At 69.4% G+C, this 10,242-nt stretch carries 11 protein-coding genes and 1 pseudogene; 5 read left to right on the forward strand and 7 right to left on the reverse strand.

Features of this window, described 5'->3' with window-relative positions; all coding sequences use genetic code 11:
- Positions 1 to 53: 53 nt before the first annotated feature.
- Both O9255_RS01150 and O9255_RS01155 read right to left on the reverse strand, forming a co-directional pair.
- Positions 54 to 497 (reverse strand): NfeD family protein, encoded by a 444-nt coding sequence (locus tag O9255_RS01150; RefSeq protein ID WP_297864984.1) that lies wholly within the window; start codon positions 495 to 497, stop codon positions 54 to 56.
- A gap of 5 nt (positions 498 to 502) precedes the next feature.
- Positions 503 to 1,414 carry an SPFH domain-containing protein gene (locus tag O9255_RS01155; protein ID WP_297865000.1) on the reverse strand — a complete coding sequence of 304 codons (912 nt, stop codon included), beginning with the start codon at positions 1,412 to 1,414 and terminating at the stop codon, positions 503 to 505.
- A gap of 170 nt (positions 1,415 to 1,584) precedes the next feature.
- On the opposite strand from O9255_RS01155, the gene O9255_RS01160 reads away from it, so the two are divergent.
- The 3 genes from O9255_RS01160 to O9255_RS01170 are packed head-to-tail and all read left to right on the forward strand — an operon-like array spanning position 1,585 to position 3,843.
- Positions 1,585 to 2,154, forward strand: coding sequence for a sigma-70 family RNA polymerase sigma factor (locus tag O9255_RS01160; protein WP_297864985.1), 570 nt, complete (start codon positions 1,585 to 1,587; stop codon positions 2,152 to 2,154).
- The gene (locus O9255_RS01165) at positions 2,147 to 2,731 is read left to right on the forward strand and encodes a hypothetical protein (RefSeq protein ID WP_297864986.1); all 585 of its coding nucleotides are present in this window, start codon (positions 2,147 to 2,149) and stop codon (positions 2,729 to 2,731) included. The genes O9255_RS01160 and O9255_RS01165 overlap by 8 nt, the downstream gene beginning before the upstream one ends.
- Before the next feature lie 29 nt (positions 2,732 to 2,760).
- Positions 2,761 to 3,843, forward strand: a complete 1,083-nt coding sequence (locus O9255_RS01170) for a PDZ domain-containing protein (RefSeq protein ID WP_297864987.1) — start codon at positions 2,761 to 2,763, stop codon at positions 3,841 to 3,843.
- Positions 3,844 to 3,852: 9 nt separating this feature from the next.
- Here O9255_RS01170 and O9255_RS01175 read toward each other — a convergent pair whose 3' ends face one another.
- From O9255_RS01175 to O9255_RS01190, 4 genes and pseudogenes are all read right to left on the reverse strand, one after another.
- Positions 3,853 to 4,794: a DUF6607 family protein gene (locus O9255_RS01175; RefSeq protein ID WP_297865001.1), complete on the reverse strand. Its 942-nt coding sequence runs from the start codon at positions 4,792 to 4,794 to the stop codon at positions 3,853 to 3,855.
- Positions 4,795 to 4,848: 54 nt separating this feature from the next.
- Positions 4,849 to 7,080, reverse strand: a complete 2,232-nt coding sequence (locus O9255_RS01180) for a TonB-dependent hemoglobin/transferrin/lactoferrin family receptor (RefSeq protein WP_297864988.1) — start codon at positions 7,078 to 7,080, stop codon at positions 4,849 to 4,851.
- A 107-nt stretch (positions 7,081 to 7,187) separates the two neighbouring features.
- A pseudogene (locus O9255_RS01185) lies at positions 7,188 to 7,301 on the reverse strand (hemin uptake protein HemP); the annotation flags it as partial.
- Between the two features lie 188 nt (positions 7,302 to 7,489).
- Positions 7,490 to 8,461 carry an aldo/keto reductase gene (locus O9255_RS01190; RefSeq protein ID WP_297864989.1) on the reverse strand — a complete coding sequence of 324 codons (972 nt, stop codon included), beginning with the start codon at positions 8,459 to 8,461 and terminating at the stop codon, positions 7,490 to 7,492.
- Between the two features lie 119 nt (positions 8,462 to 8,580).
- Between O9255_RS01190 and O9255_RS01195 the strand changes: the two genes are divergently transcribed.
- Together O9255_RS01195 and O9255_RS01200 are read left to right on the forward strand one after the other, a co-directional pair.
- On the forward strand, positions 8,581 to 9,639 hold the full coding sequence (locus O9255_RS01195; protein ID WP_297864990.1) for a hypothetical protein: 1,059 nt from the start codon (positions 8,581 to 8,583) through the stop codon (positions 9,637 to 9,639).
- Complete coding sequence (locus tag O9255_RS01200) at positions 9,630 to 10,049, forward strand: hypothetical protein (protein ID WP_297864991.1); 420 nt, start codon at positions 9,630 to 9,632, stop codon at positions 10,047 to 10,049. The genes O9255_RS01195 and O9255_RS01200 overlap by 10 nt, the downstream gene beginning before the upstream one ends.
- On the opposite strand, the gene O9255_RS01205 is transcribed toward O9255_RS01200, so the two are convergent.
- The coding region (locus O9255_RS01205) for an IS3 family transposase (protein ID WP_297864992.1) at positions 10,031 to 10,242 on the reverse strand (212 nt) is incomplete at its 5' end. The genes O9255_RS01200 and O9255_RS01205 overlap by 19 nt on opposite strands.

Genomic DNA, 10,242 nt, shown 5'->3' on the forward strand with positions numbered 1-10,242 from the left:
TCTCATCCCGAAAAACGCAAGGCCGCGTGACGGCGTCGCCCCTTCGGCCTGCTTCAGGCGCGCTCGACGCGCAGTTGCATCGACTCGGCGGCGACGATGCGCACGCGCTCGCCTTGTGGCAGGTCCGGGCCAACGACCATCCAGAACGCGTCGCCGATCTTGACCCGGCCACGGCCGTTCTCGATGGCCGATTCCAGCGGATACACCTGCCCCACCAGCTGCTCGCCGCGACGGTTGAGCAGTGGCTGCGTGCTGGCGATGCCGGTCTTGCGGATGCGCGTCCAGTAGAAGGCCACGATCGCGAACGACGACCCGACGAAGAGCACCGCCTGCCAGAACATCGGCAGGTCGGGTACGAAGACCACGAGGACCAGCATCGCGCCGGCCGCGAGGCCGAGCCAGATGAGCGCCGCGCCGGGCACCAGGGTTTCCAGCGCGATCAGGCCGAGCGCGAGGCAGGCCCAGAAGATGACGATGGGGCGGAAATCGAGGTCCATGGGGTTCAGCGCGGGATCGCGGGCGGCGTGGCGCGGGCGGCCGCCTTGGCGGCCTGCGTGGCCTGCTGGTTGCCCAGCCCTTCCTTGGCCAGTTCGGCGATGCCGGCGAGCGAGGAAATGATGCCGGTGGTCTCCATCGGCATCATCACGAACTTGCTGTTCGGCGAATTCGCCAGCTCGCGGAAGGCCTCGACGTACTTCTGCGCGACGAAATAGTTGATGGCCTGCACGTCGCCCTTGGCAATGGCCTCGGAGACCATGCGGGTGGCGTTTGCTTCGGCCTCGGCAAGGCGTTCGCGGGCCTGGGCCTCGAGGAAGGCGGACTCCTTCTTGCCTTCCGCCGCGAGCACGGCGCCCTGCTTCTCGCCCTCGGCGCGCAGGATCTCCGCGGCGCGCAGGCCCTCGGCCTCGAGGATGTTGGCGCGCTTCTCGCGCTCCGCCTTCATCTGGCGGGCCATCGAGTCGATCAGGTTCTGCGGCGGCTGGATGTCCTTCAGCTCGATGCGGTTGACCTTGATGCCCCAAGCATGGGTGGCGGTGTCGATCACGCCGAGCAGCTTGGCGTTGATCTCGTCGCGCTTGGAGAGCGATTCGTCGAGGTCCATCGAACCGATGGCCGTGCGGATGTTGGTCATCACCAGCGCGATGGTGGCGGACTCGAGGTCGGACACCTCGTAGGCGGCCTTGGCGGCGTCCAGCACCTGGAAGAACACCACGCCGTCCACCTTCACCACCGCGTTGTCCTTGGTGATGACGTCCTGGCTGGGGATGTCCAGAACCTGCTCCATCATGTTGATCTTGCGGCCCACGCCCTGCACCACGGGGAACAGGAAGTGCAGGCCCGGCTCCATCGTGTGGGTGTACTTGCCGAAGCGCTCCACCGTCCACTCGAAGCCCTGCGGCACGATGCGGACCATCTTGAAGAGGAAGAGGATGCCGGCGACGAGGATGACGCCAATCAGAATTTCCACGAAACGACTCCTTGGGTGGGGGCGCGACCACGCAGCACCGGACGCGACGCGAGTATAGGCACGCCGCCTCGCGAGGACGCTGCGACGCTTTCCGGCCCTGGCGCATCCTAGGAGCCATGACCCGCAGTTCCGCCTTCGCCATCGACGTGCCCGACGCCCTGCTCGACCGGGCGCGGAAGCGCGACGGCGCGGCCTGCGAGCAGCTGTACCGCTGGTTCGAGCGCCCCGTGTACGGCCTGGCGATGCGCATGCTTGGCTGCCCCGACGCGGCGATGGACGTGCTGCAGGACACCTTCCTGAAGGTGTTCGACAAACTGCCCGGCTTCCGCGGCGAATCGCCGTTCTGGGGCTGGTTGCGGCAGGTAGCCGTGAACGAATGCCTGATGCGTCTTCGCAGCCGTGGCCGCGACGAGCCGGCGGAGGCCGAAGCCTTCGAGCCGGACCTGATCGAACACGAGGGCCTGCTACCGCCGCAGGCAGCGGACGCCGCAGCGCTGACGCAGGCGCTCGGCCGGCTGCCGGACAAGACCCGCAGCGTGCTTTGGCTTTACCACGCCGAGGGCTACACCCATGAGGAGATCGCCGCGCTGCTCGGGCAGAGCGTGAGCTTCTCCAAGTCCCAACTGGCGCGCGGCACGCGAAAGCTGCGCACCCTGCTGCAACTGACGGAGGCCTCCCATGCCTGACGTGGGCCACACCCCGCCCCCGGAGCGCGCCCTGCCGATCGCCGAGGCCCTGCGCGCCCTGCCCCTCGAGGCGCCGCCGCGCAGCGCGTGGCCTGGCATCGCCGCGGCTGCGCACCTCGATCAGCCGCGCCGTCCGGTCGTGACCCGCTGGCCCTACGCCTTCGCCACCGCAGCGGCACTCGCGCTCGCCCTGCTGCTGCCGGTGCCCGGCGACGCGCCGGCCGTAGGCGCCGCGGCGGAATCCGTCGCGGACGGAACCGCGAGCGAGGGCCCGCTCACCCCCGTCGACCTGCCCGCCCTGATGCGCGAATCCGCGCGCCTCGAACGGCTGATCGCGGCCGTCAACGACGACCCGCTGCAGCCGGCCGACGCGCTGGTGCTCGGGCTCGCCTTCGAGGATGAACTCGGCGGCATCGACGCCGCCCTTGCCACCGCGCCGCGCGGCTCGCGCGACGCCCAAGAACTCTGGCAGCAGCGCGTCGACATCCTGTCGCGCTATGCCGAACTGCAATCGTCGCGACGACTGCTGGCTTCCGCGGGCCAGTCCTTTGAAACCACCCTGGTCGCTTTGCACTGACCTCGAATGAGCTCCCTGAGGAGAAACGAATGAACGCCCCGAAGCTGCAACGAACCCTTGCGGCCGCCCTCGCACTCGCGTTGGCGGGCGCGAGCGTCGCGCAATCGAACGCCCCCGCGGCCCCGGCCGAACTCGCCGCGAAACGCGCGGAGATGGCTCGCCTTCAACAAGAGATGTCCGAGCTCGGCAAGCGCATGGCCGAACTCGCCCGCGATGTCGGCGGGCCGGCACCGCGCATCGTCATGCACCGCGTTGGCGAGCCGCGCATCGGCCTCGGCGTGGTGCTCGGCGAAGCCGTCGACGGCGGCACGCGCATTGCCGCGGTGACACCCGGCGGCCCGGCCGACAAGGCCGGGTTGAAGGCCGGCGACGTCATCCGCAGCGCGCATGGCAAGACCGTGACGGGTCCCGATGACCTCCTAGCGGCCCTGCGCGGCATCCAGAAAGGCCAGGCGGTGAATGTCGGCTACCTGCGTGAGGGCCGGTCGGCCGCCGCAGCGGTCGTGGCGGATGAACTGCCCGGGCGCGGGACCATCCAATGGAACGACGGCCGAGGCCGTGAACAACGCGAAGTGCACATCCTCCGCGAGCGCGTCGGCGAGGGTGAAGGCAGGCACGGCCGACACGGCGGCCCCGGCGAGATCCGCGTGCTCACCTGCGTCAATGGCGAAGGGGATTGCGACCGCGAAGCCATGTCGCGCGCCTTCCGCTTCCGCGGCCTGAACTTGAGCAGCATCGACGGGGACCTGGGCCGCTACTTCGGCGCGGACAAGGGCGCGCTGCTCATCTCGGCCAGCGCTGCCCTGCCGGGCCTCAAGTCCGGCGACGTCATCACCGCCGTCGAAGGCCGCGCCGTTGAATCGCCGCGCGACGTGATGCGCGCCTTGGGCGCCAAGGAATCGGGCGAGAAACTGAAGCTGCGCATCCTGCGCAACCGCGCGGCGCAGGACGTCGAGATCACCGTGCCGGAAGGCCGTCCCATCGACTTCCTGCCGCCGCCACCGCCCGCCCCGCCGGCACCTCCCGCGCCTCCGGCCCCGCCGAACGGCGCGCCCCCGCCGCCCCCGGCACCGCCGGCACCTCCCGCCGGTGCCGGCCTGACGATGGCCTGAGCCTCGCGATCAGCGCGCCGCCGTCGCTTCGTTGGACGGCGGCAGCGGTTCGATGTGCCGCTCGAAGACGCGGTCGATGGCGGAGGCCTCGACCGCGTCGCCGTTTTCGGCCTTCGACGCGAGGTTGAACAGGCCGACGATCACCGGCATGCCGTCGACCTGCGTGTCGATCACCAGACCGCCCGTGTCCATCGCCGCCTGCCAGCGCGCGCGCACCTCGGCCCAGAACGGCGCCGTCGCCTGCCAGTAGCGGTAGGCCGGACCGAAGTCGGTTTCCGTCGTGCGGCGGTAGTCGTTGAAGCCGAACTCGCGGGTCAGCGTCCGCACGGTGCGCTCGCCCTCGCGGACGGTCTTGGTGTTGTCCTGCTCATGCGTCCAGCCGAAGGGCGTGATCGTGTGGCGGTTCTCGACGTTGAGCGCGTTGTAGTCGTCGCGCACGGTGTGCTCGCGGCGCGGCAGCGGGCGCCAGCTGCGATCCGAGGTCCACGTCGCGTTGCCGTACTTGTGGTTCCACGCGCCGGTGCCGCAGTAGCGCGGGGCGTCGGACACCTCGAACACGCACTGCGTCCACTTCCCGGCCGTTTCCTCCGCCGTCAGCGGGCGGACACGCCAGGTCTGGTCGGCGACGAATTCGAAGCGCGACGGCGCCTCGAAGGTCCAGTCCTGCCGCCAGTGCTTGGTCACATGGCCGTTCGGCGCCACGAGCAGGTGCTGCAACACGATCTTCGACGGCGAGTCCTCGATGAGGAGAACCACTTCCCGGGCACCACTGTCCTTCGACTCACGCGCCTCGTAGCCGGCGGTGAGAGGAACGGTTTCCTTGAACTGGAAGGTCACCGCGTACTCGCCCTGCATGGCGAGGATGGCGGCGCGGTCTTCCGCCTGCGGTGCGGCGGCCGCTGCCGTGGCTAGGCCGAGGGTGGTGAGAAGCAATGGGACGAGCGGGGACATCGGGACGCGCATGGCGATCTCCTGGGTGAGGGGCGAAAGGGTTCGAAGCCGACGTCAGAACGACGCGGTAACGGTGAGCCGGGCATTGCGACCAGCGCGGGTAAAGCGATCGAGGAGCGTTGAACTCGCGGACACGCCCGCGGTGTCGGTGGCATCCCAGACGCGGCGATCGGCGAGATTGAAAACGGCCGCTTCCAACCGCCACGCCGACGAGAGCTCCCAGTCGGCGATCAGGTCGAGCAGCGCGTGGCCCGGGGCGATGAAGGCGCCGGTGCCGCTGACATCCCGCTGCCGTGCCGCGGCACTGGCGACGAGTTCAAGGCCGGCGACCTCGCCGCGCAAACCCACGCCGAGCACGGCGCGCAGCGGATCGATCGAGGCAAGCCAGGCATCGGCCGTGCGGTCGACACCGCGCGTGCGACTGGCGGCGAAGCGCAGGAAACCGCCGTGCCAACCGAGATCGTCGAGGGCCAGGCGCGCGCTGGCCTCCGCACCCCAGGTGTCGACACGCGAGCGGTTCACCGACTGGAACAGCAGCAAGCCGGTCGTCGGATCGATGCCGACATTGCGACGCGAATCGATGAAATCGCGGTAGCGCGTGGCGTGCGCGGTGACGGTCCACTGCCAAGGGCCGTGATCGCCGCGCAGGCCAACATCCACGCCGCGGCTGGTTTCGGGCTTCAAATCGGGGTTTGGCAGGGCCGCGTAGCCCGAAGCAACGTTGGTGAACCCGAGGTTGGCGTCGTCGTAGGGCGGTGCACGGAAGCCGGCCGCCGCGTTGGCGTAGAGCGAGACCGCATCGGTGAACGACCAGACCAGGCCGAGCTTCGGGCTCCAGCGCTGCGCATCGAGACCAACGGGAACGAAGCCGGGGTTGTCGCCGGCGAAGATGGCATCGATCGACGGATCAAGGCGGTAGTCGTCGTAGCGCAGTGCGGGCACCAGTCGCATTGCACCGTCCAGCAGCGGAACGTCGGCCTGCGCGAACAGTGCCCACTCGCGCGTCCGGCTGACGGGGAAATCGCGTACCGGGAAGACATCGGGAAAGATCGTGCTGCTCACCGCCCCAGTCGTCAGGTTGGTGCTGCGGCCATCGCGCTTCTGGCGGATATCCGTCTCGGTGAGTTGGAGGCCGCAAAGAAGGTCGAACCCGCCGAGCGCTTTGTCGGCCACCAGTTCCAGCCCGTCCTCCCGTTGGAAGAAGTCGAACAGCCGCTCGCGTCGCGTGGGGTTCACCGCCGCGTTCGCGATGATCGAAGCGCGTTGTTCGAACGTGGCCTGCTCCGTCGTGCTCTCCTGCCGATGCCACTGCCAGCGCAGGGTGTCTGCCATCGCATGGTCGATCGCATGCACGCCGTCCAGCGACACGCGGGCCCGGGTCTTGCGATCGTCGGCATCCAGCGAGTGCACGCGTGTCCTTTGGCCGAACACCACCGTGTCGGCACGGGCCGAAAGCACGCTCGTCGTCGCCTCGGTTTCGCCGGCATCCAGCGTGAGCCGCAGCCGGTTGCCATCGCCCAGGTCGTAGAGCAACTTGCCGAGCAGCGCACGCTGCTGCTGGTCGCTGGGGTTCGCGGCGGTGCGGGTGGCGTCGAGCGCTTCATTCGTACCGGAGTTCTTGGCTTCATCGCCGTCGCGGGCCTGCGCATGGAGCAGCCACGACCATGCGCCCTCGCGTGCCGCCATGGTCAGTCCGAGGCGCGTGCTGTCGTCGACACTGGAAGTCCCCGCCCGCACCCGGCCGCTGAACCCGTCGTCGCCGTCGAGCAGGTCGTTGGGGTCGAGGGTGACGAAGCGGACGGTGCCGCCGAGCGCATCGGAGCCGTACAGCGCGCTGGCGGGGCCGCGCAGCACTTCCGCCTGCTTGAGGATGGCGACATCGACCGCATCGCGGTCCGCATTGGCGAAACTGCCGATGCTGAAGGCATCGGCGACGTTCACGCCGTCGACCTGCAGCTGCACGCGGTTGCCACCGAGGCCGCGGATGCGCACATCGCCGAGGCCGAATCGACCATAGCCGCCGACCACGGTGACCGAGGGTTCGTAGCGGAACAGCTCGCGCAGGTCTTGCGCCTGCGTGCGCTCGATTTCCTGACGCGACACGACGCCGACCGTGGCGGGGGCGTCGGCGATCGCGCCCGCTTCGCGGGTGGCGACGACGATGATGGCATCGAGGGTCGCTGGCTCGGGCGCAGGGTATGGCGACGGCGCGGCGAAAACCGTCGAAGGGAACAGCGGGGCGGACAGCGCGAGGCCGACCGCCACCGCAAGGCAGCGGGGACGCATGGACAACTCCAAGGGTTCGGAAAGGAACCGGTGGAGCGGGCGTCCGGTGGAAACCGGGGCTGGCGACCGGGCCGTCGAGCGACGGCGGGGGGATTAGCTGGAAACGATCACTTCACGAGGATCAGCTTGTCGTTCCGCGTGTGGCGAAGGCGGTAGACCTTGTCGCCGTGGACGATCTCGATCTCGCGGGCGCCATTGAGCAGCAGGCGGCTGTCTACCGCCGGGGCGTGGACGGCGGAGGCGGGCCGGGCGGTGGACAACAGTCGCGCCGGGCTCGGGGGCAGCGGGGGAAGGTCGACGGAAGGCATGGCGCACTCCAAGGCGGGGGTGTTTCGATGCAAATGCTACTGATTCGCATTTGAATGTCAACACTGCCCGAAGCGGGGGACCGCACCTCCCCTGCTGGGGTTCAGCCGACGGCCGCCTCGAGACGCGCCTTCGTCGCAGCGTCGATCTTCGACAGCACGTCGAGCGCGCGCAGGTTCTGCGTGAGCTGTTCGGGTTTCGTTGCGCCGAGGATCACGCTCGACACTTGCGGATTCGCCAGGCACCACGCGATGGCCAGCGGCGCCGGCTCGACGCCGAGCTCATTCGCAACCGCGATGAAGCGCTGCACGCGCGCCAGCGTCGCCGCGCCCTCCTCGCCCTGCACCTTCTTCTGCAGCCACTCGTAGCCCGGCGTCGCGAGTCGCGAACCGGCCGGAATGCCGCCGGCGTACTTGCCGGTGAGCAGGCCCGAGGCCAGCGGCGACCAAGTCGTCGTGCCCAGACCGATCGATGCATAGAGCGGCGCGTACTCGCGCTCGACGCGCTCGCGATGCAGAAGGCTGTACTGCGGCTGCTCCATGCTCGGGCCGACGAGGTGGTGGGCCTTGGCGATGCGATCGGCCTCGGCGATGGCGTCGGCCGACCACTCCGACGTGCCCCAGTACAGCACCTTGCCGGCGCGGACGAGCTGGTCCATCGCCCACACCGTCTCGTCGATCGGCGTCTCCGGGTCGGGGCGGTGGCAGAAGAACAGATCGATGTAGTCCACGCGCAGGCGCTTCAGCGCCGCATCGCAGGCGTCGCGCACGTGCTTGCGAGACAGCCCCTTCTGCATCGGCGAGGGCTCGGTCGCCGCGCCGAAGAACACCTTGCTCGACACCGCGTAGGCGTCGCGCGGGAAGCGCATGTCGGCGAGCACGTCGCCCATGATCTTCTCCGCCTCGCCCTTCGCGTAGGTCTCGGCGTTGTCGAAGAAGTTGATGCCGGCGTCGAAGGCCTGCGTGATCAACCGGCGCGCTTCGCCGCGGCCCACCGAGGTGCCAAACGTGACCCAGGCGCCGAAGGACAGCGCGGAGACCTGCAGGCCGGTGCGGCCGAGACGGCGGTAGAGCATGGGCAACCTCGTTGAAGCAGTGCGGAGGCCGCGGAGTCTAGCGAAGCGGGCGTGAGTGCCTTAGCGTGGCGACTCCCCCGCAGCATGCCATCGAAGGATCGATGCACCGCTCCCGCCAAATGCCCCTCCTGCTCGCCGCGCTCGGCCTGCTTCTGGCCGCTGGCGCGTGGCATTGGGCGTTCCGACCTGCGGCGCCTAGCGCCGCACCGTCGGCGCCCGCGGTTGCTCCAGACGCGTCCGCGACAATGACGCCCTCGACCATCGCGGGCACCGCGGATTCCCCGTCGCCGGCACTCGTGATCGGGGAGTACCGCCCGGACACCGCCGGCCTGCCCCCGATCGATGCGCCGCTCGCCGCGCAGATTCCCGCACTCCGCGACGCCGCAGACCGCGGAAACGCCACCGCCGCCTGCCGGCTGGCGGTGATCGGTTCGCAGTGCCTCAGGGCGCGATCGATCGGCGTGAGCTTGACGTCCGGCCAATCCGCAGAAATGACACGTCAGATCGAAGAGAACCTGCGGCAGCAGTACGCCGGTATCTCGCTGGAAGGCTTGCCCGAGCGCTATCGGGCCTACGCCCAACGGCGGCTGGATACCCAAGCCCTGCAGGAGTTCGACAGCCTCCGGGGGCTGGACGCCTGGGGCCGACGTTGCGCCGACGCCCCACCGATCTCCCACGACGAGATCCTCGACTCGCTCCGCCAAGCCGCGCTCGCCGGGGAGCCGGATTCGATGGTCACGTACGCCTCCGGCCTATGGATGGCGGATTTCTCCGTCAATCTGGCGACCGGCTTTGGCGGAAACAATGCGGGTGGGGGCTGGCTGCGCTCGCCGGCGTTCGACCAATGGCGTCGCGACGCGGCCGCGGTGCGTCGCGCGGCGCTTGAGCGCGGCGATCCGGAAATGCTGTGGTTCGAGTTTGCTTTCGCCGACCGCGCCGGCCTTCGACCGATCGAGCCGGCCGATCCGATCGATTCGGCCGCGGCGCTGCGCGCCTACGCCGCGGTGATCAGCGGCCATGCGCCGGAGAGCACGGCGGCCCTCGGCCTGTCGCCCGAAGAAGCGGCCGAAGCCGACCGCCGTTCCGATGCGTGGGCAACACGGGCCCGCGAACGAGGGCGGCGCGCGGAGGACGTGACCGATGGTTTGCTGGCGGATCGGGAGTCGGCATGCGACTGATCCTTCGCGTCGCTTTGCCCGCCGTCGCGCTCGGCGTCGTCGCGCTCGCGTGGTGGCTGCTGCAGCGCGCCCCCACGACGGTGGCATCACCCCGCGATGTCGAGGCCTCGACGACCCCGGCCCCAGCCTCCGCGCCGACCTCGATGTTCGACGAGCCCAACCCAGCCACGCAGGCGCCCGTGACGCTGCCGCCGCGGCATATCGCCTTGGATCGACTCTGGTCCACCTTGCAGCGCCCGGCGCAAGCCGGCGACGCGGGTGCTGCGTGTCGTTTGGCCATCGAAACGCTTCGCTGCGTCGGTGCCGTGCGGATGGCTGCCGTGTTGACCGCCCAGCCGGCGGCGAAGCCGGGTGAACCGCCCCGGCTTTTCCGGAGGCTGTTTTCGTTGAGTCACGCCGCTTTAGCGTAACCGCTGGTCTCGGCGTAGAACGCCGCCTCTGCTTCCGCCGGGGGAATGTAGCCGATCGGCCCCAGCAGTCGCTTTGTGTTGTACCACTGCACCCAATCGGCCACCGCCCATTCGACGTCTTCGCGGCCGCGCCAGGTCTGCCGGTAGATCACTTCGGTCTTGAACAGGCCGATCACCGTCTCGGCCAGCGCGT

The organism is Silanimonas sp. (assembly GCF_027530345.1).
GTDB lineage: Bacteria > Pseudomonadota > Gammaproteobacteria > Xanthomonadales > Xanthomonadaceae > Silanimonas.

Coding starts and splice junctions, on each gene's coding strand:
- O9255_RS01150 (WP_297864984.1), bottom strand. CDS start 497: ATGGACCTCGATTTCCGCCCCATCGTCATCTTCTGGGCCTGCCTCGCG.
- O9255_RS01155 (WP_297865000.1), bottom strand. CDS start 1,414: ATGGTCCGCATCGTGCCGCAGGGCTTCGAGTGGACGGTGGAGCGCTTC.
- O9255_RS01160 (WP_297864985.1), top strand. CDS start 1,585: ATGACCCGCAGTTCCGCCTTCGCCATCGACGTGCCCGACGCCCTGCTC.
- O9255_RS01165 (WP_297864986.1), top strand. CDS start 2,147: ATGCCTGACGTGGGCCACACCCCGCCCCCGGAGCGCGCCCTGCCGATC.
- O9255_RS01170 (WP_297864987.1), top strand. CDS start 2,761: ATGAACGCCCCGAAGCTGCAACGAACCCTTGCGGCCGCCCTCGCACTC.
- O9255_RS01175 (WP_297865001.1), bottom strand. CDS start 4,794: ATGTCCCCGCTCGTCCCATTGCTTCTCACCACCCTCGGCCTAGCCACG.
- O9255_RS01180 (WP_297864988.1), bottom strand. CDS start 7,080: ATGCGTCCCCGCTGCCTTGCGGTGGCGGTCGGCCTCGCGCTGTCCGCC.
- O9255_RS01190 (WP_297864989.1), bottom strand. CDS start 8,461: ATGCTCTACCGCCGTCTCGGCCGCACCGGCCTGCAGGTCTCCGCGCTG.
- O9255_RS01195 (WP_297864990.1), top strand. CDS start 8,581: ATGCCCCTCCTGCTCGCCGCGCTCGGCCTGCTTCTGGCCGCTGGCGCG.
- O9255_RS01200 (WP_297864991.1), top strand. CDS start 9,630: ATGCGACTGATCCTTCGCGTCGCTTTGCCCGCCGTCGCGCTCGGCGTC.